Here is a 20,630-nt window from a genome sequence, read left to right on the forward strand (position 1 = left end):
GCATCTACGGCGCCATCGATTGATGCCGCATCACGATTCAGAGCCAGTCTGCATGGTCGATGTTGGCACTGTGTTGCCGGTGGCTTTCCTATGATAGTCGGCCAGCTGCGTTGCCAGCGTTGCGGACACAAGTTCTTCGACGTCAGATATATCGAGCTTTCCCTGCTCCCACCGCTCGTCCGCTCTTTCCAGCGCGTCATAGTACGGAGCCATGTTGGCCTTTATCTGCGCCGGAACCGTGTTGTCGCCAGGCAGGACATTTCCGCTCTTAATACACAGAATCAAATAGGACACAGCTCTAGACGTGCGGCCGTTTCCATCACTGAAGGGATGGATCCAGTTCAGGCGCCATAGCACGTAAGCCGAGAGGTGCGCGGCGGGTTTGCCATTCCAATTGTCGTTTACGTAGTCACACATCTCTTCCACCAGTTGGGCTACGAGATGTGCGCCTGGCGGAACATGCTTACTCTGCTTGATCGCCACCCCAGCGGGTCGCCAATTCCCCGCAAAGGTCGATAGGCCATCCAACGCCGTTCGATGAAGAGCCTGGATCATCGACGGACGAAGCTTGAAGGTCCGCTCCGGCTCCACCCACTCTTTCACCAGTTCGACCACATGGTCAAACTGACGGAGGCCGTTGTCGACTTCCCGTCGAGCAACGGCCTCTGGATCCCTTACGATCTCTGGTTCATCTGCCCGACTATGGCGGCGCCCATCATCATCGTCGGACATGGTTATCTCGCCCGTTACTCTGCGCGTTGGACCTTGAGCTTCTCCGCTTGCTCATCGACCATTGCGCGCGTGATGAGCTTATTCTCGATGGCAGTGTTGCCATACGCAAAGCTGCGGCGCTGCTCCTCCTGTTCGGCCGGTGTCATCTTGACCCGCCTAGCCATCTCCAGGAGATAATCCAAGCTAGGGTTGGATGCCATGATGCTTCTCCGCCACGAAGGTCATATTTGATTCTTCACGTTTCTTGAAAAATTAGCGTATATAATTTGTCGCCACGCGACAATACCAGTTTGCGCTCTCGGAAAAACGATAAGGTCACCTCAAAGGTTTCGTCTGAGCGGACACGGACCGGCCGCGTTCACGTCTGGCGTGGCGGCTCATCCTCCAGCGTGGCGGCGCGGCCCGGCCGGTTACCCTGCCCGGGCCGCTTCGTATTCGCCGACCAGGCGACCCACCAGATCGGCGACATCGGTCACGCTGTCGACGCCGGAGACCGAGTGGCCGGCGCTCCAGATATCGGACCAGCGCTTGGGGCGGGCATTGCCGGTGCCGCCGCCGTATTGCTGCCTGGCGCGCTCGACGCTCACCTCTTCATCGAGCTTCGCGGGATCGAGGCCGGCGGCGATGATCGAGGGGCGCAGCATGTTGGTGTCCAGGCCGGTGAAGGCCCTGGTCGTCAGCACGTCGTCCAGGCTCGAGGCCACCAGCATGTCCTTGTAGCGCGGCGCGGCCATGCTCTCGGTCGTGGCGATGAAGCGTGTGCCCATGTAGGCGAGATCGCAGCCCAGCACCTTCGCAGCATGGAGCGAGCGGCCGTCGCTGACGCCGCCGGCCAGGACGACGGGACCGTCGAACATGGCTCGCACCGCGCGCACGAACGCGAACGGGTTGACCCAGCCGGTCTGGCCGCCGGCGCCGGCCGTCAGCAGGATCAGGCCGTCGGCCCCGGCCTCGATCGCCTTCTCGGCATGCCGCACCGATGCGATGTCGGCGAACACCTGGCAGCCGACATCGTGCAGCGGGCCGACGGCTGCCGCCGGCGACCCGACGCTGGTGATCACCATCTCGACGCGGTGGCGCACGAGGCAGGCGAGGTCATCCTTGAAGCGCGGCTGGCGGATGATCAGGTTGGGGCAGGGCGGCGCCGAGCCGGCGTCGAGCGCCGCGCCGATGCGGCGCAGCCATTCGTCGAGCTCCTCCACCGTGCGGGCGTTGGCGGTCGGGAAGGCGCCGACGACACCTGCCTTGCAGGCCGCGATCACCAGATCGGGGCCCGAGACGCGCAGCATCGGCGCCGCGATCACGGGCAGGCGCAGCCGTCGCGCGATGCTGTCGGGCAACGGCTTGCCGGGGCGTGGCGCCGACATCCTAGCGTCCCTTCCACACCGGCTTGCGCTTCTCGGCAAAGGCTTTCAGGCCCTCGCGCCGATCCTCCGAGTCGAGCGCCTTCTGGGCGATCGGCATCTGCTTCTCCCAACCTTCGCCGTCCTGCCAGTTCAGCGACTGGAAGATGATCTCCTTGCTGGCCGCGAGCGCCGTCGGCCCGTTGACCAGCAGCGATTCGGCCAGCTTGATCGCCTCCGCCAGCGCCTGGCCGGTCTCGACGACGCGGTTGACCAGGCCGTGCTGCTGGAAGAACGCAGCGTCCTTGAAGCCGCCGGTCAGCGCCAGCTCCATCACGACGTGGTAGGGCATGCGCCGCGGCAGGCGGAACAGGCCGCCGCCGATCGCCACCACGTTGTGGCGCACCTCGGGTAGGCCGAGTTTGGCATCGCGCGCCGCCACGATCAGGTCGCAGGCGAGGCACATCTCCAGGCCGCCACCCACGGCATAGCCTTCGACGGCCGCGATCACCGGCTTGCGCGGCGGACGCTTCATGATGCCGAAGCCGCCTCGGGCCAGCTTCGGCCGCGGGCCGCCGCGGGCCGCCGCCTTCAGGTCGGCGCCGGCCGAGAAGTTGCCGCCGGCGCCCGTGATGATGCCGATGAAAAGCTCGTCCTCGGCGTCGAGCAGGTCCATGGCCGCTTCCATGGCGAGGGAGGATTCGCCGTCGAAGGCGTTCTTGGCCTCGGGCCGGTTGACCGTGACGATCAGGATCGGGCCGCGGCGCTCGGTGAGCACCCGCTGGGATGGGTCGGTCATGTGGCGTTCCTTGGGGTTGGCAAGGTAAGGGGTAGGGCTGTTTTCAACACCTCTCCCCGCTCCCGCGGGGAGAGGAGATTCAGGTCTACAGGCCGAAGGTGAAGCCGCCGTTGACGCCGTAGGTCTGGCCGGTGATCCAGCTGCTGGCGTCGGACGCGAGGAACAGCACCATGTTGGCGATGTCGGCGGGCTGGCCCGGGCGGCGGATGACGTAGTTGTTCATCATCTTCTTCAGCCGCTCGGGATCGGCCTTCAGCCGCGCTTCCGTGGCCGGCGTGACCGTGGCCGCGATCGCGACGCAATTGGCGGTGATGTTGAAGCGGCCCAGGGTGCGCGCCGTGGCGCGCATGAAGCCGGCGGCGCCGGCCTTGGCGCCTGCATAGACCTCCAGGCCGGAATCGCCGTAGCGGCTGGCTTCGGAGATCACGGTGATGATCCGGCCCGGCGCCTTGCGCGCGATCATGCCGGGGATGCAGGCGCTGGTGCAGTTCACGACGCCGTAGAAGTTGACGCCGATGAAGCTGTTCCATGCCTCGGGCCCGGTCTCCCAGAACGGCTTGCGGGCGTCGGCCGAGGGCGTCGCGCCGGCGTTGCCGGCATTGTTCACCAGGACGCCGATCGGGCCCAGCTCCTGCTCGGCCTTGGCGACCATGGCCTTGACGCTGGCGAGGTCGGTGACGTCGGCCTGCAGCGCGACGGCCTTGCCGCCCTGGCCGCGGATTTCGGTCGCGACCGCTTCGGCGCGCTCCAGGACATAATCGTTGACGACCACGCCGGCCGCCGTGTGCGCCGCCAGATGCAGCGCGATCTGCCGTCCGACGCCTTGGCCGGCGCCGGTGACCAGCGCGACCCGGCCGCCGAGATCGAGGATGTCGCTCATACTTTTCTCTCCCGTCCTTTCCAGAAAGGTTCCCGCAGCTCGCGCTTGAGCAGCTTGCCCATGGTGTTGCGCGGCAGCTCGCCGACGACGTCGATGGACTTCGGCCGCTTGTAGGAAGCGAGGTGGTCCCTGGCGTGCGCGGCAATATCGTCGGGCGTCGCCTTGGCGCCCGGCTTGAGCTCGATGAAGGCCTTCACCTGCTCGCCAAACTCATCGTCGGGGATGCCGATGACGGCGGCGTCCTGGACGGCCGGATGCCTGAGCAGCGCCGCTTCGATCTCGGCCGGGTAGATGTTCACGCCGCCCGAAATGATCATGTCCTTGGCGCGGTCGGTGATGAAGAGATAGCCGTCTTCATCCACGCGTCCGACGTCGCCGACGCGGAAGAAGCCGTCCGCATCCAGCGTGTCGGCGCTCAGCGCCTTGCCGTTGAGGTACTGCCGGATGGTGGCCGGCGTGCGCACCCAGATCTCGCCCACCGATCCGACCGGCAGGTTGGCGCCGGCCTCGTCGCGGATGCGGATGTCGACATGCCGGTGCGGCAGGCCGCTGGAGCCGGGCTTCGTCCTGTGCATGCCGGGCGCGAGATGGGTGATCATGCCGGTCTCGGTCGAGCCGTAGCCTTCGCTCAGGAGGCCGGCGCCGAAATAGCTGTCGATCCAGTCTTTCAGCGCCGGCGGCACCGGCGCCGCGCCGACACCCAGCAGGCGCAGCGACGACATGTCGTGGCGCGCCAGCTCCTCCCTGGGCAGGGCAGCGATGCGCTTGTACATGGTCGGCACGCCGGTCCACACCGTCACCTTGTGCCGCGCGATCAGGTCCAGCGTGCCGGCCGGATCGAAGCGGCGCATCAGCACGATCGGATTGCCCAGCCGCAGGGCGCCCCACAGCGCCGCCGGGCCGGCGCCGTGATGCATCGGCAGGGTGAGCAGCACGACGTCGCCCGCGACCTGCGGCCGGCTGCCGGCAACGTCCTGCAGGTATTCGGCCGCCTTGCGATCGGTCTTGGCGATCTGCTGGGTGTTCATCACCACCCCCTTGGGCAGCCCGGTCGTGCCCGAGGTGTAGATGATCAGCGGTGGCGTTCCGGCCGAGACGCGCGGCGCATCGGGTTCCTGCGCCAGCGCCTCACAGGAGACGAAGCCCGGGGCCGGCGTGTCGATCGAGACCGCGAGCTTGATGGGCAGGCCGGCGAAAGCCGGCGCCAGCGCCGCGGGGTCGGCATCGTCGCACACGAACACGGCGGCGCCGCTGTTGCCCAGGACATACTGGGTCTCGGCCGGCGTCAGCCGCCAGTTCAGCGCCAGCAGCGAGCAGCCGAGCTTGCCCAGCGCCGCCGACAGCACCGCCCATTCCAGCCGGATCTGGGTGCGCAGCACGACGATATCGCCGCGGCCGACGCCGCGCGCGTGCAGCCCGGCGGCGATGCGGTCGGCGGCGTCGTTCCAGGCGCGGTAGGTCAGCGTGCGATCGCCTTCGATGATCGCGATCGCGTCAGGCTTGACGGCGGCCCAGTGCTCGACTGTTCCGGACACGGCGGTGGTCATGCGGCAAGGCTCCGCTGCAGGGATGAGACATAGCAGTCGCGCAGCGTCGCGAGGTCGACGTGCTCGGGATCGATGACCCAGTGCGCGATCGTGGTGCGCAGCGTGCCCAGGATGATCACCGCCTGGGCATGCGGGTCGACGTCACGGCGGATCTCGCCGCGCTCGATGCCCTGGCGGATCATCGCGCGCAGGCGTCCGACCGAGCGCTGCGTGACGCCGGACATCGCCTCCGCCAGCACCGGCTCGGTCAGCGCCTCGGCCAGCGCGATCATGAGGGCGCGCGTGGGCGCGGCATCGTCCGGCGCCGCGCGGTCGAGATAGGACGCCACGGAGTACAGCAGCGATGCCATGCCGGGTGGGCGATCGGATGTGCGCGCCAGGCGGGTCGCGAAGCCGTCGGCGATGTAGCTGGCGACGGCCGCCACGAGGTCGTGCTTGCGGCCGAAATAATGCGCCGGCAGGCCGCGGCTGTAGCCCGCCGCCTCCCCGACCTCGGTCAGGGTCATGCCTTCGATGCCGCGATCGGCGACGATGCGCACGGCGGCCGCCAGCAGGCGGCGTTCGGCCTCGTCGCGCCGTTCGGCATGCGTGCGGCCGCTGGTGGCCGGGTCGGCCGGGGCACGCGGGTCGTCAGGCCGGGGCGCGGCGGCCGCCCGGCGCGGGGCAGCCCGCTTGGGGTTCGCTGGCTTCCTGTCGGCACGCGGCATGAGGCGTGACCTCCTGGCTTCGTTTCCGTCCCGCGAAAGCGCCTAATTTGGCCCTTGCTGTCGATGAACTTATATGCTTGCTTATCCGATAACAAGTATTTTTGTCGACGCTCGATCGGGAGGCGAAAGATGAGCCCGTCGGAACTGTTGAAGCCTACGCTCTATGCGGCCGAGGGCACGGCGGCGGTGCCGGACCACCCGGCGCTGCACGGCGGCAAGTGCACCTGCGGGCACGTGTTCTTTCCGATGCAGACCTACGGCTGCGAGGTCTGCGGCCGCAATGGCGATGCGCTGCAGCCGCTGCGGCTCAGCGGCCGCGGCAAGCTGATCGCGACCGCGACCGTGCATATCCACGCCGGCAAGCCGCCGAAGCCGGAGGTGAAGCCGCACGAGGTGCCGTTCACCATCGGCTCGATCGCGCTGGAGGACGGGCCGACCGTGCGCACCCTGCTGGTGGGTGTCGCGGGCAAGGCGCTGAAGCCGGGCACCGCGATGGTGGCAACGCTCGTTCCCGTCGGCACCGGCGCTGCGTCGATCCTCGACCTGCGCTTCACCCCGGCGTCCTGACCTCGCACTGCTGGACCGCACCATGGCCAAGACACTCAAGGATCTCCGTCCCGTCTATGTCGTCGGCGCCGGCTGGCATCGCTACCAGCCCCTGAGCGAGACGCCCTATGTGATGCTGGGCTTGCCCGCGATCCGCGGCGCGCTGGCGGATGCCGGCATCGCCTGGACCGACGTCGAGTCCACGTATTTCGGCACCGGCCTGCTGGGCATGGCCGCCGGTCGCGCCATGCTCAAGCACCTGGGCGCTACAGGCCGGCCGCTGGTGCATATCGAGAACGCCTCGGCGTCCGGCTCGGCGGCCTTCCGCCATGCCTGCATCGAGATCGCGGCCGGCATTGCCGATGTCTCGCTGGTGATCGGCGTCGACAAGCCCGGCGTGGTGCAGCGCGCCTTCACCAAGACCGGCATCTCCAACCTCGCCGACGATGCCATCGTGCCGTTCACGCATTTTGCGCTGCTGACCAACGAGTACGCTAACAAGCATGGCGTGGCGCCGGAAGATGTGGCGCTGGTCGCGGTGAAGAACCACCGCAACGGCGCGCTCAACCCGCATGCCCACCGCCAGCAGGTGCGCACCCTGGAGGAGATCCTGGGCGGCCGGCCGGTGTCGGGCACGCTGACCGCGCTGCAATGCTGCCCGGTCGGCGAGGGCGCGGCGGCGGTGATCGTCGTGTCGGAGGATGCCATCAAGCGGCTGGGCATCGACCCGGCTCACGCCGTGCGGGTCACGGCATCGGCGGCGTCGAGCGAGCGGGCCGGCGCCGTCGGTGCCGCCGACGCATCGATCACCAAGGACACGATCGCCGAGGCGCTGGCCCAGGCCCAGATCGGGCCCAGGCAGATCGACGTCATGGAGCTGCACGACGCCTTCACCATCGAGGAGCTGCAGTACGTCGAGGCGATGGGGATCTGCAAGCCGGGCGAGGCGATCCACCTGCTCAAGGAGGGCGCCTTCGACATCGGCGGCCAGTGTGCCGTCAGCCCGTCCGGCGGCCTGATCGCGATGGGCCATCCCATCGGCCCCACCGGCGTCGGCCAGATCGGCGAGCTGGCTCTGCAGCTGCGCGGCGACGCCGGACCGCGCCAGCACAAGGGCGCCAAGGTCGGGCTGGCGCACATGGTGGGCCTGGGAGCGGTCTGCTACGTGCACGTGCTGCAGCGGCCGTGACCTCATGCTTCGGACCGCGCGCTTCATGAGCGCGCGTGGACGCGCGCGGTCCAAAGAAAAGGAAGCAATCCCATGCTGAGCGACGTCCGCGTCATCGAGCTGTCGGCGCCACCGACCATGATGGCGGGCCGGATCCTGGCCGATCTCGGCGCCGACGTGATCGTGGTCGAGCCGCCCGGCGGCGCGCGCGGCCGGCGGCTCGAGCCGTTCCTGGACGACCAGCCGGGATTGGAGCGCAGCCTGACCTGGCAGGCGCTCAATCGCGGCAAGCGCGCCATCACGCTGGACCTGGACCAGGACGACGGCCGGGCGCTGCTGGCCGATCTGGGCCGCGGCGCGGCGCTGGTGCTGGAAGCCGATGCATCCGTGCCGATGCGCTTTCCGGAGACCGTGGTGCGATGCCGTATCACGCCGTTCCTGTCGACCGGCGCCAAGGCGGACTACGCCGCGTCCGACCTGATCGTCATGGCGGCCAGCGGCGTGCCGGGGATCACCGGCCATCCCGACCGGCCGCCGCTCTTCTACCCGGTGCCGCAGTCGATCATGGAGGCGGGCGCGGAAGCGGCGATCGCCGCGCTCGCCGCGCTCTGGGCGCGCGACAACGACGGGCTGGGTCAGGCGATCGAGGTGTCGGCGCGGCTTGCCGCGATGATGAGCGCGCTCAGCGTGCCGATCGTGGTGCCGGCGGGCAATCCCGGCCTGCAGCGCGCGCCGGCGCGCCAGAAGCTGGCCGGCGTCAGCCTGCCGGGCATGTTCGCCTGTCAGGACGGCTACGTGCTGATCTCGTTCGCCTTCGGCCCGGCTTTCGGGCCCATGACGCAGCGGCTGATGCAGTGGGCCGTCGAGCAGGGCTGCCTGGAGGCGCGCTTCGGTACGCTCGATTGGCCGACCGCGCCGCAGCAGGCGGAGAAGGGCAGCCTCACGGCCGCCGATGTCCAGGCGGTCGTCGACGGCATCGCGGCGCTGGCGGCGCGGCACACCAAGGCCGAGTTCGGCGCGTCGGCGCGCCGGCTGGGCTTGCTGGCCGCGCCGCTGATGGACATGCGCGATATCGATGTCTCGCCGCAGTATCGCGAGCGCGGCCTGTGGTCCGCGCCGGTCGCGCTGGGGCCGCAGGGACCGGCGGTCGCCGACCCGGCCCGCTTCGCGCAGTTCTCGAACTACACGATCGACGTGAAGCGTCCGGCACCGCGCTTGTCGCAGCACACGCTCGAGGTCCTCGACAAGGATCTTGGCCTGTCGCCGCTGGAGATCCAGGCGCTTTTTGTCCACGGCATCATCTGAGGAGCGTGCGATGAGCGCACCGTTGGCTGGACTGCGCGTGCTCGACATGGGCTGGGTGATGGTCGGCCCGGTGAGCGGCCGCTACCTTGCCGATCTCGGCGCCGACGTGGTGAAGCTGGAGAGCGCGCGCCGCGTCGATCCGCTGCGCACGCTGGGGCCGTTCAAGGACGGCAAGCCCGGCCTGGAGCGCTCGATCAGCTATCACAACCTCAATGCCGGCAAGCGCAGCATCACGGTCGACCTCAAGGATCCGCGCGGGCGCGAGGCGATCCTGCGCCTGGTCGACTGGGCCGACGTGGTGATCGAGAGCTTCAGTCCCGGCGTGCTGGAGACGCTGCAGCTCGACTATCCGCGCCTGGCCGCGCGCAACCCGCGCATCATCATGGTGTCGACCAGCCTGCTGGGGCAGACCGGGCCGCATGCGCGCGGCACCGCCGGCGTCGGCACCATGGGCGCGGCGATGTCGGGCGCCAGCCTGCTGCTGGGCTGGCCCGGCCATGCGCCCTGCGGCACCTACGGGCCGTGGACCGACTCGGTGGCGCCGCGCTTCATCGTGCCCAGCGTGCTCGCGGCCCTGCACCGGCGCCGCAGCACCGGCGAAGGCTGTCATATCGACGTGGCGCAGGCCGAGGCCGGCATCCAGTTCCTGTCGCCGGCCTGGTACCAGTACGCCGCCAACGGCACGGTGCCGCAGCGGCGGGGCCATGCCGGCTCGCCGCTCAAGGCGCCGGAAGGCATCTTCCGCTGCGCCGGGCAGGACCGCTGGATCGCGATCGATGCCTCGGCCGGCGGGGCCTGGCGCCGCTTCCGCACCACCGTCGGCGGCGGCTTGCTGGACGGCGCGTTCGACACGCTGATCGGGCGCCTGCGCGGGCGCGAGGCGCTGGAGCGGATGATCGGCCAATGGACGGCGCCGCAGGACGCTGCCGCCGTCGAGCAGCTTCTGCAGGCCGCCGGCGTGCCGGCGCATGTCGTCAGCAGCGCCAGCGACCTGGCGGCTGATCCCGACCTGACCGAGGGGCATTACCGCCGGATCGACGATCCCGTGGTCGGCGAGGCCGTGATCGAGGGACCGCGCTTCCGCCTGGCCCGCACGCCGACCTGCGAGACGCGGCGCGGGCCGCGCATCGGCGAGCACACGCAGGCCGTGCTGCGCGACATCTGCGGCTACGACGACGCGGCGATCGCCGCGATGCAGGAGGCAGGCATCCTGAGGTGAATTCGTATTCCTCCCCAGCTTCGCTGGGGAGGTGCCCGAAGGGCGGAGGGGAGGCGACGTGGTCTATGTAACTGGGACCTCGTTGGCTCCCCCTCCGCCCTTCGGGCACTTCCCCCAACTGCGTTGGGGGAAGGAGCTTATCCTGGATGATGGCAGGCCACGAAATGTCCGGGGGAGCCGTCGATGGGGCGGATCTGCGGCTCCTCGCGGGCGCAGCGCTCGGTGGCGGCCGGGCAGCGGGTGCGGAAGCGGCAGCCGGAGGGCACGTCCAGCGGCGATGGCGTCTCGCCGCGCGGCATCTGCGGCTGGGCGCTGCGGCGCTTGGGCGTGAGCGACGGCACCGATGCCAGCAGCGTCGCGGTGTAGGGATGGCGCGGCGTGGCGTAGAGCGCATCGGTGGGGGCGATCTCGCAGATCTTGCCCAGATACATCACGATGACGCGATCGCTGATGCCCTTCACCACGCTGAGGTCGTGCGAGATGAAGAGCATCGTCAGCGAAAAGGCCGCCTTGGCATCCTCCAGCAGGTTCAGCACCTGGGCCTGCACCGAGACGTCCAGCGCCGACACGGGCTCGTCGCAGACCAGCAGGGCCGGCCGCAGCACCAGCGCGCGGGCGATGCTGACGCGCTGGCATTGGCCGCCGGAGAGCTCGTAGGGCCGGCGGTGGCCGACCACCTCGCCGTCGAGGCCGACGCTGCGCAGCGTCTCCATCACCGTCGCGCGCCGCTCGGCCGCCGTGCCGCTTCCGGCCACCAGCAGCGGCATCGCGACGATGTCCAGGATGCGATGCGCCGGGTTCAGCGACGACAGCGGATCCTGGAACACCATCTGCATCTGCTGGCGCAGGCCGCGCAGCCGTGCGCCGGCGGCGTCGAACACCGCGGCGCCATCGAAGCGGACGGTGCCGCTGTCGGGACGCGGCAGGGCCAGGATCGCCCGCGCCAGGGTCGACTTGCCCGAGCCCGATTCGCCGACCACGCCCAGCGTCTCGCCGCGCACGATATCGAGCGAGACGTCGGACAGCGCCTGCACACGGCGGCCGCCCTTGGCCTTGTAGGTCTTGACCAGGTTCTGCGCTGACAGCAGCGCGTTGTCGCGCTGCAGATGCGCCGTACCGCTGCCTGCCACGTCAGCTCTCCGGACTCGGGTTCCAGCACGCGAAGCGGTGATCCGTGCCGGCGCCGCTCTGGGGTGGGATTTCGCTGTCGCAACGGTCCAGCCGGTGGGCGCAGCGCGGCGCGAAGCGGCAGCCCGACGGCGGCGTGACCAGGTTGGGCGGCTGGCCGGGGATGACCGGCAGGCGCACATGGCTGGGGCTGTCGATGCGCGGCACCGATTGCAGCAGCGCCTGGGTGTAGCGCATGCGCGGGCGCGCCAGGATGTCGCCGACGCCGGCCTGCTCGACGATGCGGCCGGCATACATCACGGCGACGTCGTCGCACATCTCGGCGACGACGCCGAGATTGTGCGTGATCAGGATCAACGCCATGGCGTGCTTGTCCTGCAGCCGGCGCAAGAGGTCGAGGATCTGCGCCTGGACGGTGACGTCGAGCGCGGTGGTGGGCTCGTCGGCGATCAGCAGGCGCGGGTTGCAGGCCAGCGCGATGGCGATCACGATGCGCTGGCGCATGCCGCCCGACATGCGGTGCGCATACTCGGCGGCGCGCTGGCGCGGCGCCGGGATGCCGACCTCGGCCAGCAGCTCGACGGCGCGCTCGCGGGCGGCGGTGGGTGCCAGGTCGGTGTGCTGGCGCAGGACCTGCACGATCTGGCGGCCCACGGTCATCACGGGATTGAGCGATGTCAGCGGGTCCTGGAAGATCATCGCGATCTGCCGCCCGCGGACCTGGCGCATCGCCGATTCCGGCAGCTGGCGCAGGTCGCGGCCGTCGAAGACCACACGGCCGCCGGCCTCGACCGCCTGCGCCATCGGCAGCAGGCCGATGATGCTGCGCGCCAGCACCGACTTGCCGGAGCCCGACTCGCCGACGACGCCCAGCGTGCGGCCGGCCTGCAGGGTGAATGACACGCCGTCGACCGCCCGCAGCTCGCCGTGCGGCAGGCGGAAATGCGTCTTGAGGCCATCGACCTCCAGCAGGGGCGCCGTGGTCATGCCGTGCCCGCCCGGCCGTCGATGCGGCGCTGGATCTCCTCGCCGATCAGGTTGAGCGCGAAGATGGTCAAGAACAGCATGCCGGCGGGGAAGAACACCGCGTGCGGCGCCTCCAGCGCATTGGCCTGCTCCGAGGCCATCATCTGGCCCAGAGTCGGGGTCGGCGGCGGCACGCTGAGGCCGAGATAGCTCAGCCCCGCCTCGGCCAGGGCGCCGATGGCCACCAGCAGCAGGCAGTAGGCCAGCAGCGAGGGCACGAGGTTGGGCAGCAGCTCGCGCACGATGAGACGCGCATCGCTCATGCCCGCGGCGCGGGCGGCGGTCACGAACTCGCGCTCGCTGAAGAGCAGCGTGTTGGCGCGCGCGATGCGCGTCACCGCCGGCATGAAGACGATGCCCAGCGCGATGATGACCTTGACCAGCGCCTCGCCGGGATAGGCGACCATGGCGATGATCAGCACCAGCGGCGGGAAGGCGAGCAGCACGTTGACGCCGATCAGGATGATGCGCTCGACCCAGCCGCGGAAGTAGCCGGCGCAGATGCCCAGCGCGCCGCCGAACACCAGCGCCAGCGCCGCGGCGCCCAGGCTGACGGCAAAGGTGATGCGAAAGCCGTGGATGGTGCGGGAGAAGACATCGCGTCCCAGCGAGTCGGCGCCGAACCAGCGCGCGATGCCGGGCGCGGCCAGCATGTTCAGCAGGCTCTGCTTGTTGGGATCCTCGATCGGCAGCCAGGTGGCGGTGAGGGTGGCCAGCGCCACCAGCAGCAGCCAGGCCACCGACAGCATGACGCTGAGGCGATAGCGGCGCATGTCAGTGACCGCCGTCGCGCTGCAGACGCGGGTCGACCAGGGCATAGACCAGGTCGGTCAGCAGGTTGATGAAGATGAACATGGTGGCCACGAACAGCACGATGCCCTGCGTCATCAGGTATTCCTGCTGGTAGATCGACTCGACCAGCAGCTGGCCGACGCCGGGCAGGGCGAACATCTGCTCGATGATGATGGCGCCGCCCATCAGCCGGCCCATGTTGATGCCGACCACCGTGATCAGGTTCAGCGACGAGGGCCGCAGCGCATTCTCCAGCAGGATGCGCCAGGTCGGCAGCCCCATGCCGCGGGCGAGCGCGATGAAGTTCTGCTGCAGCGTGCCGATCATCTCGCTGCGCAGCAGGCGCAGGTAGACCGGCACCTCGATCAGGGCCAGCGACACCACCGGCAGCACGAAGCTCTGCAGGTTGGCGCCGATGCCCTCGTGCAGCGGCACGAAGCCGGTGGCCGGCAGCCATTGCAGGTTCAGCGCGAAGATGTAGATCAGGAACAGGCCGACGACGAAGGCCGGGGTCGACAGCAGGGCCAGGCAGCCGACGAGGGTGGCGGTATCGACGCTGCTGCCGCGGCGATAGGCGCTCCAGATGCCGAACGGGATGGCCAGCCCCAGCGCCACCACCTGGGTGAGCAGGATCAGCTCGATCGTCACCGGCAGCCGCGACAGGATCACGTCGAGCGTCGCCTCGCCGGAATGGATGGCGCGGCCGAGATCGCCCGACAGCACGTTGCCCAGCCATTGCAGGTAGCGGATGGGCAGCGGCTGATCCAGGCCCAGCTGCTCGCGCAGGGCCGCGACGCGCTCGGGTGTCGCCGAGTCGGCCAGGATCAGGACCGCGACGTCGCCCGGCAGCAGCGCGACCAGCAGGAAGCTCACCGCCGAGACCGCCAGGAGCGTGCCGGCGACACCCGCCACGCTCCACAGCCAGCGCTGCAGGATCATGACAAACATTCCTCCCCAGCTTTGCTGGGGAGGTGTCCCGAAGGGGCGGAGGGGAGCCGACGTGGTCTATGTAACAAAGACCCCGTTGCCTCCCCCTCCGCCCTCCGGGCACCTCCCCCAACTGCGTTGGGGGAGGGAATGATCCGCCGACCCATCACCCTACTCCAGCCACATGTCGGCGAAGCGCACGAGGCCGTCGGGCACGGCCGGCAGGCCCTTCACCTTGCGGGTGATGACGATGTTGTCGGCGACGTAGAACAGGTAGGCGTAAGGCAGGTCTTGCGCCAGCACCTGCGCCAGCTCGCCATAGATCGCCTTGCGCTTGGCGGGGTCGACCGTCGCCACGCCCAGCTCCAGCAGCTCGTCCACCTTCGGGTTCTTGTAGTGGCCGTAGTTCGACGACGGCGTCACGTCGGCGAACTTCGAATGGAAGAACGGATAGGTGTTGATGTGCGGATCGGCGCGGCCGGTGAAGCGGTAGAGCGAGGCCACGAACTGCTTGGACGACATGTTCTGCACGATGCGGTTCTGGTCGACCGGCTGCAGCTCGACCTTCATGCCGGCCAGGCCCCACATCTCCTGCAGCGACTGCGCCAGACGCAGCGCGCTGGGCGAGTTGTTGAACTGCAGCGTGAAGGTGACCGGCTTGCCATAGGCCGCGACCAGGGACTTGGCCTTGGCCAGATCGTATTTCGGATAGTTCGGCACCTTCTGGTGCACGGTCATGCCCGGCCCGTAGGGGCTGTCGGCGAGCTGAGGGATGCCGAACTGAAGCGTCTTGCGCAGCAGCTCGCGGTCCATCGCATGCGCGACGGCCTGGCGGATGCGCAGATCGTCGAACGGCGGCTCCGTCTGGTTCATGTAGACGCCGTCGTAGCCGAAGCCGCCGGGCTGCAGCACGACGTACTTGGCGTTCTTCTTCATCTGCGACACGAAGCGGTGCGACGGCTGGATGATGATGTCGGTCTGGCCCGACAGGAACGCCGCTTCCAGGGTTTCGGTGTTCTGGATGCCGCGGAACACCAGCTGGTCGATATAGGGACGGCCGGGGCGCCAGTAGCCCGGGTTGCGGGTGAGCACGTAGCGGCTGCCGCGGATCCATTCGACGAACTTGAAGGGGCCGGTGCCCACCGGCTTGGTGCCGATGCCGGTGGGGTCGGCCTTGAAGGCGGTCGGGGACACCATCACGCCCGGCGCGTCGGCCAGGATGGTGGGGAAGGCGGCGTTCGGGGTCTTCAGCTTGAACTCGACCGTCAGCTTGTCGACCGCCGTGACCGCCTCGATCTCCTGCACGAAGGACAGGCAACGGCAGCCATTGGCCGGATTGCGCGTGCGATCGAAGTTGGCCAGCACGGCGTCGGCATCCAGCGGCGTGCCGTCGTGGAACTTGATGCCGGCGCGCAGCTTGACGCGGTACGTCCTGGCATCCTCGGAGACCGTGTAGCTTTCGGCCAGGAACGGCACGGCCTGGCCCTTGGCGTCGATGTCGAACAGCGCCTCGTAGACCGGCGTCGCGAACTGCCGTTCCGTGAAGCTGCCGGTACGGATCGGGTCCACGATCGGCGGATCCTGCGCCAGGCCGACGGTCAACGTGCCGCCGCGCTTGGGCTCCACCGCGCCGGCCGACAGAGCCGCGCTGCCCAGCAGCAGCGCCGTGATGACGCCGGACAATACCGAACGCGAACGGGCGGATGCCCTCCCCAACCGGACCATGCTCACACTCCTTCTTCTGTCGTGTCGTGTGTGGACGCACGCCGCACGCCGTCGCGCGCAGCCATTTCCTCCCGTGTGGACCGCTTCCAGGATCCGATTGCGCGCACTATCATAATTTGCTTATCAAGAAGCAAGCATTTTTCTGGGGCCATCCCGGGGCGGCAAAACCGGTTGTCGAGATGGCGCCAAGCCAATACTTCTTTGCGGGCAACCGCAGAGGCGGACACAGGTGACAATGTCGATGCAGGCAGGCCGTTTGGGTAAGGCGATGCCGAAGCAGGCGCGCAGGACCCAGGCTGACCGTCGCGAGGCCGCCGAGCGGCGCCTGCTGGATGCCGCCATTCGATTGATCGCGGAACGGGGCATCAAGGGTACGACCCTGGGCGATGTCGGCGAGGCGGCGGGCTATAGCCGCGGGCTGACGGCGCACCATTACAAGACCAAGGAGGGCCTGCTGCGCGCGGTGGTTGCCGAGATCCACCGGCGCTACAGACAGCGCATGGCGGCCGCCGGGCCGCCGGCAGAGGGCCTGAAGCGGCTGCTGGCGACCATCACGACCTACCTTGATGTCGGCGTGGACGTGCCGGCGTCGCGCGCGCTGCATCTGATCCAGAAGGAAGCGCTGACGACGCAATCCGAGTTTCGCGACATCATGCGCAAGTTCAACCGCCTGTCGATGGCAGCGATCGAGAAGCAGATCCGGATCGGCATCGCTGCCGGCGAGATCCGGCCGGATGTCGACCCCGTGGCGCAGGCCGCGCTGCTGCTGGCATCGCTGCGCGGGGCGCGGGCGCAATGGCTGGTGGCGCCCACGGATGTCGACATGGAGGCGGTGACCGCGGCGCTGATCGCCCATGTCAGGCGCGCCATGGCGGCCTGACGGCGATGACCGACCGGGCCATAGGCTGCCTCGTGGGCCTCGCGGTGGGCGACGCCCTGGGAACGACGCTGGAGTTCTCGGCGCGGGACGCCGGCACCCCTATCACCGACATCGTCGGCGGCGGTCCCTTCGGCCTGAACGCCGGCGAATGGACCGACGACACCAGCATGGCGCTGTGCCTCGCCGACAGCCTGCTGGCCTGCCGCGGGCTCGATCCGTCGGACCTCATGGCCCGGTTCCGCCGCTGGCGCGACGAAGGCTACAACGCGGTCAACGGCCGCTGCTTCGACATCGGGATCACCACCCGCCAGGCCATTGACCGCTACCTCGACACGCAGGAGCCGCTGGCGGGCTCGGCCGACCCGAAGGCGGCCGGCAACGGCTCGATCATGCGCCTGGCGCCGGTGCCGATATTCCATGCCGGCGATGCCGGCGCCGCCGACACGGCCGCTGTCCTGCAGAGCCGCACGACGCATGCCGCCATCGAGTGCCTGGACAGTTGCCGCCTCATGTCCCGCATCCTGGTGGCGTTGCTGAACGGAGCGTCGTGGCCCGAAGCGCTTGCCGTCGAGCCACGCCTGTTCGCTGCGCCCAAGGTCCAGGCGATCGCCGCCGGCACCTGGAAGAGCAAGACCCGCGCCGACATCAAGTCCACGGGCTACGTCATCGACACGCTCGAGGCGGCGCTGTGGGCCGTCGACACCTGCGAGGATTTCACGAGCGCGCTTCTGGTTGCCGTGAACCTGGGCGATGATGCGGACACGGTTGGCGCCGTCACCGGCCAGCTCGCCGGGGCGCGCCACGGCCTGTCGGGGATCCCTGCGGCATGGCGCCGCAAGCTCGCCTGGCACGACCGCATCGCCGAGCTGGCGCGGGCGCTGGTCCAGCAGGGAAGCGACCCGGCGTCTACCGGACGGCGGTAGCGGCGCCTGACGCCGTCTGGCGCTTGGGCGGCAGCAGCACGCCGGGATTCATGACGCCGCTGGGGTCGATCGCGTCCTTGGCCCCCTGCAGCGCGGCGGCGAACAGGTCGGGGCGCTGCTTCTCGTACCAGGGCATGTGGTCGCGGCCGACGGCGTGATGGTGCGTGATCGTGCCGCCGAGCCGGTTCAGCACATCCGAGCAGGCGTGCTTGATCGCCTGCCATTGATCGACCATGCCGCCGGGCCGCCCCTTGCCGTAGAAACTGAAATAGGGCGCCGGCCCGTCGGGATAGACATGCGTGAAACGGCAGGAGGCGATGGCGCCCGGTCCGCATTCGCGCCGCATCACGTCATGCAGGGCCGCCATCACGTTGGCGTGGAAGTCGCCGAACCGGTCCCAGGTGATGGCGGTCTCGAAGGTGTCGAACAGCACGCCCAGCGGCGTGAGGATCTCGCGGAAGAACGGCATGCGGATGAAGGCGTTGCGCCAGGCGCCCGAGGCGCCTTCGCGATGGCCGCCGGTCGCCTCGAGCTGGTCCATGTCGGGCGTGCCGCCATGGTCGCGCACGCATTCCAGGGCGCGCGCCATCCATGGCCCGACATCGTGGTCGGCCGACTCGAAGGCCAGCACCATCACGTCGGCCGTGCCGTCGCCGGCGCCGGTGGTATGGGCCTCGACGCGGTCCAGCAGACGGACATTGGCAGGATAGAGGCCGGCCTGCGATATGGCGCGCACGGCGCCCCAGGCATCCTCGAACGTCCGGAAGCCGACCGACGTGCCGGCGCGAAAGCGCGGTCGGTCCTGCAGGCGCATCCAGGCCTCGGTGATGACGCCGAGCGCGCCTTCGGAACCGATCGCCAGCCGGTCGGGGCTGGGGCCGGCGCCGGAGCCGGGCAGGCGGAAGCTCTCCCACACGCCGCGCGGCGTGACCATGCGCACCTGCTCCACGAAATCGTCGATATGCGTGTAGAGGGTCGCGAAATGCCCGCCCGAGCGGGTGGCGATCCAACCGCCCAGGGTGGAATACTCGAAGCTCTGCGGGAAATGCCGCAGGGTCACCCCGTGCGGGCGCAGCTGCGCCTCGAGCTGCGGCCCCAGCACGCCGGCCTGGATGCGGGCGGCACGGCTGGCCTTGTCGACCTCCAGCACCTTGTCGAGGCGCTGCAGGTTGACCGAGACGACGCCCTTGAAGGCGTCGCCCACCACCGGCTCGACGCCGCCGACCACCGAGGAGCCGCCGCCGAAGGGAATGACCGCCACATCGTTCGACGCTGCCCAGTCCAGCAGGTCGACCACGTCCTGCTCGCCGCCGGGATAGGCCACGACGTCGGGCGGGTTGGGCACGCGCCGCTCGAAGATGCGCACCGAGTCGATGAAGGACTTGCCGTAGGCGTGCACCAGCCGGTCCAGGCGCTCGCTGCTGCAGAAGCCCGCCAGCGCCTGCGGCACGGCCACGCGCGGGGCACGCAGCGTGTAATCTTCGGCGCGCGGCGGCGTGTCGTCGAACGTGGTGGCGCCAAATTTCGTGGCGGCCGTCTTGTGCACGGCGGTGCGTTCTTCCGGCGTCGCGCCTTCGCCCTCGAAGCCCCAGCCCCAGAATTTCATGCGCCGTGGCGGCAGGCCCGACATGCGTGTCCTCCATTGATTGGCGTGTGCTTGCGCGCGATCTTGCTCTTCCATGCGTGGGGAAGGCAATGTGGCCTCCCGATATCCTCAGACAACCTGGCATGCCCGAGAGTACACGCTTCGAAACGCCCGAGCCGTTCCGGATCACCATGCCGGACCAGCGCCTCGATGATCTCGACGAGCGGTTGCGGCGCTGGAAGCCGCCGGCTGGCATCGATCATGCCGGCTGGGACTATGGCACCGACCCTGCGTTCCTGCGCGAGCTGGTCGATCATTGGCGCTATGCCTACGATTGGCGGCGGCTCGAGGACGAGATCAACGGCTTTCCCAACTATCTCGTCGATATCGGCCCGCAACGCCTGCATTTCATCCGCGAGCCCGGCACCATCGTGCGCGGCGCGCCGCCGCCGGTGCCGCTGCTGGTGACGCATGGCTGGCCCGGGTCGGTGGTCGAGTTCCTGCATGTGATCGACACGCTTGCCCATCCCGAGCGTCACGGCGGCGATGCGCTGGACGCCTTCGACGTCGTCGTGCCGTCGCTGCCGGGCTATGGCTGGTCGGCGCCGCCGGTGCGGGCCGACGGCACGGTCGGGCCGATCGGCCCGCGTGCGATTGCCGGCCTGTGGCATCGGCTGATGGTCGAGGCGCTGAACTACCAGCGCCCCTATGTCGTGCAGGGCGGCGACTGGGGCAGCACGGTATCGGCCTGGGTGGCCTTTGATCATCCCGTGACCAAGGGCGAGGGCGATGTCGAGACCGGTTGCCAGGCGCTGCATCTGAACATGATGGCGCTGCGCCCGGGCATCGACGAGCGCACCGCCGGCCTCACCGAGGCGGAGACGCAGTGGCTCGTCCAGGCGCGCGCCGGCCGCAGTGAGAAGACGGCCTATCAGCGCATCCAGTCGACCAAGCCGCAGACGCTGGGCGTCGGGCTCGCCGACTCTCCAGCGGGCCTCGCCGCCTGGATCGTCGAGAAGTTCCACGGGTGGAGCGATTGCAAGGGCGATCCCGGCACGCGCTTCAGCATGGACCGCCTGCTCGACAACATCATGGTCTACTGGCTGACGGGAACGGCCGGGACCGCGACCTGGCTCTATCGTGGCGTGATCGAGGAGAAGTCGCTGGCGCTGCCGCCGGGGAGGAAGGTCGAGGTGCCGACGGCTTTCGCCGCCTTTCCTGCCGACCTGGCGCCGCCGCCACCCGAGGCCTGGGTCGAGCGCGCCTTCAACCTGCGGCGCTACACGAAGATGCCGTCCGGCGGACACTTCGCGGCGATGGAGGAGCCCGATTTGTGGGTCGCCGACATCCGCGACTTCGTGCGGCCGATGCGCTTCGGGGCTGCCAACGATTGAGACC

20 protein-coding genes are annotated in these 20,630 nt (G+C 69.1%); 7 read left to right on the forward strand and 13 right to left on the reverse strand.

Features of this window, described 5'->3' with window-relative positions; genetic code table 11:
- Positions 1-30: 30 nt before the first annotated feature.
- The 7 genes from FHP25_RS10005 to FHP25_RS10035 all read right to left on the reverse strand — a co-directional run bounded on the left by FHP25_RS10005 (position 31) and on the right by FHP25_RS10035 (position 6,008).
- A complete protein-coding gene (locus FHP25_RS10005) occupies positions 31-732 on the reverse strand; it encodes a Fic family protein (RefSeq protein WP_147846790.1) in 702 nt (233 codons plus the stop codon).
- A gap of 14 nt (positions 733-746) precedes the next feature.
- Positions 747-932 carry a hypothetical protein gene (locus FHP25_RS10010; RefSeq protein ID WP_147846791.1) on the reverse strand — a complete coding sequence of 62 codons (186 nt, stop codon included), beginning with the start codon at positions 930-932 and terminating at the stop codon, positions 747-749.
- 210 nt (positions 933-1,142) lie between these two features.
- On the reverse strand, positions 1,143-2,099 hold the full coding sequence (locus FHP25_RS10015) for an NAD(P)H-dependent flavin oxidoreductase (protein ID WP_218578313.1): 957 nt from the start codon (positions 2,097-2,099) through the stop codon (positions 1,143-1,145).
- Between the two features lies 1 nt (position 2,100).
- On the reverse strand, positions 2,101-2,874 hold the full coding sequence (locus FHP25_RS10020) for a crotonase/enoyl-CoA hydratase family protein (RefSeq protein ID WP_147846792.1): 774 nt from the start codon (positions 2,872-2,874) through the stop codon (positions 2,101-2,103).
- Between the two features lie 85 nt (positions 2,875-2,959).
- Complete coding sequence (locus FHP25_RS10025) at positions 2,960-3,754, reverse strand: SDR family NAD(P)-dependent oxidoreductase (RefSeq protein ID WP_147846793.1); 795 nt, start codon at positions 3,752-3,754, stop codon at positions 2,960-2,962.
- Positions 3,751-5,301 (reverse strand): class I adenylate-forming enzyme family protein, encoded by a 1,551-nt coding sequence (locus FHP25_RS10030; protein WP_147846794.1) that lies wholly within the window; start codon positions 5,299-5,301, stop codon positions 3,751-3,753. The genes FHP25_RS10025 and FHP25_RS10030 overlap by 4 nt, the downstream gene beginning before the upstream one ends.
- Positions 5,298-6,008 carry a TetR/AcrR family transcriptional regulator gene (locus tag FHP25_RS10035; RefSeq protein ID WP_147846795.1) on the reverse strand — a complete coding sequence of 237 codons (711 nt, stop codon included), beginning with the start codon at positions 6,006-6,008 and terminating at the stop codon, positions 5,298-5,300. Before FHP25_RS10035 ends, FHP25_RS10030 begins: the two co-directional genes overlap by 4 nt.
- Before the next feature lie 129 nt (positions 6,009-6,137).
- Here FHP25_RS10035 and FHP25_RS10040 point away from each other — a divergent pair, with 129 nt between their 5' ends.
- From FHP25_RS10040 to FHP25_RS10055, 4 genes are all read left to right on the forward strand, one after another.
- A complete protein-coding gene (locus FHP25_RS10040) occupies positions 6,138-6,575 on the forward strand; it encodes a Zn-ribbon domain-containing OB-fold protein (RefSeq protein WP_178133430.1) in 438 nt (145 codons plus the stop codon).
- A 22-nt stretch (positions 6,576-6,597) separates the two neighbouring features.
- The gene (locus tag FHP25_RS10045) at positions 6,598-7,743 is read left to right on the forward strand and encodes a thiolase family protein (protein WP_147846797.1); all 1,146 of its coding nucleotides are present in this window, start codon (positions 6,598-6,600) and stop codon (positions 7,741-7,743) included.
- Between the two features lie 72 nt (positions 7,744-7,815).
- Positions 7,816-9,027: a CoA transferase gene (locus FHP25_RS10050; RefSeq protein WP_147846798.1), complete on the forward strand. Its 1,212-nt coding sequence runs from the start codon at positions 7,816-7,818 to the stop codon at positions 9,025-9,027.
- Between the two features lie 10 nt (positions 9,028-9,037).
- Positions 9,038-10,246: a CaiB/BaiF CoA transferase family protein gene (locus FHP25_RS10055; RefSeq protein WP_147846799.1), complete on the forward strand. Its 1,209-nt coding sequence runs from the start codon at positions 9,038-9,040 to the stop codon at positions 10,244-10,246.
- 137 nt (positions 10,247-10,383) lie between these two features.
- Here FHP25_RS10055 and FHP25_RS10060 read toward each other — a convergent pair whose 3' ends face one another.
- The 5 genes from FHP25_RS10060 to FHP25_RS10080 form a co-directional block, all read right to left on the reverse strand.
- A complete protein-coding gene (locus FHP25_RS10060) occupies positions 10,384-11,376 on the reverse strand; it encodes an ABC transporter ATP-binding protein (RefSeq protein WP_147846800.1) in 993 nt (330 codons plus the stop codon).
- 1 nt (position 11,377) lies between these two features.
- Positions 11,378-12,361: an ABC transporter ATP-binding protein gene (locus tag FHP25_RS10065; RefSeq protein ID WP_147846801.1), complete on the reverse strand. Its 984-nt coding sequence runs from the start codon at positions 12,359-12,361 to the stop codon at positions 11,378-11,380.
- Positions 12,358-13,173: an ABC transporter permease gene (locus FHP25_RS10070; protein ID WP_178133431.1), complete on the reverse strand. Its 816-nt coding sequence runs from the start codon at positions 13,171-13,173 to the stop codon at positions 12,358-12,360. The genes FHP25_RS10065 and FHP25_RS10070 overlap by 4 nt, the downstream gene beginning before the upstream one ends.
- 1 nt (position 13,174) lies before the next feature.
- The gene (locus FHP25_RS10075; protein ID WP_147846803.1) at positions 13,175-14,131 is read right to left on the reverse strand and encodes an ABC transporter permease; all 957 of its coding nucleotides are present in this window, start codon (positions 14,129-14,131) and stop codon (positions 13,175-13,177) included.
- 159 nt (positions 14,132-14,290) lie between these two features.
- Positions 14,291-15,844, reverse strand: a complete 1,554-nt coding sequence (locus FHP25_RS10080) for an ABC transporter substrate-binding protein (protein ID WP_147846804.1) — start codon at positions 15,842-15,844, stop codon at positions 14,291-14,293.
- Between the two features lie 268 nt (positions 15,845-16,112).
- On the opposite strand from FHP25_RS10080, the gene FHP25_RS10085 reads away from it, so the two are divergent.
- A complete protein-coding gene (locus tag FHP25_RS10085) occupies positions 16,113-16,724 on the forward strand; it encodes a TetR/AcrR family transcriptional regulator (RefSeq protein ID WP_178133432.1) in 612 nt (203 codons plus the stop codon).
- A gap of 5 nt (positions 16,725-16,729) precedes the next feature.
- Positions 16,730-17,647 (forward strand): ADP-ribosylglycohydrolase family protein, encoded by a 918-nt coding sequence (locus FHP25_RS10090; RefSeq protein ID WP_147846806.1) that lies wholly within the window; start codon positions 16,730-16,732, stop codon positions 17,645-17,647.
- Here FHP25_RS10090 and FHP25_RS10095 read toward each other — a convergent pair.
- Positions 17,631-19,277, reverse strand: a complete 1,647-nt coding sequence (locus FHP25_RS10095) for an FAD-binding oxidoreductase (protein ID WP_178133433.1) — start codon at positions 19,275-19,277, stop codon at positions 17,631-17,633. The two genes, FHP25_RS10090 and FHP25_RS10095, sit on opposite strands and share 17 nt — an antisense overlap.
- A 98-nt stretch (positions 19,278-19,375) precedes the next feature.
- On the opposite strand from FHP25_RS10095, the gene FHP25_RS10100 reads away from it, so the two are divergent.
- Positions 19,376-20,626 carry an epoxide hydrolase family protein gene (locus FHP25_RS10100; RefSeq protein WP_147846807.1) on the forward strand — a complete coding sequence of 417 codons (1,251 nt, stop codon included), beginning with the start codon at positions 19,376-19,378 and terminating at the stop codon, positions 20,624-20,626.
- Positions 20,627-20,630: the final 4 nt, after the last annotated feature.

This window comes from Vineibacter terrae (genome assembly GCF_008039615.1).
GTDB classification, from domain to species: Bacteria; Pseudomonadota; Alphaproteobacteria; order Reyranellales; family Reyranellaceae; genus Vineibacter; species Vineibacter terrae.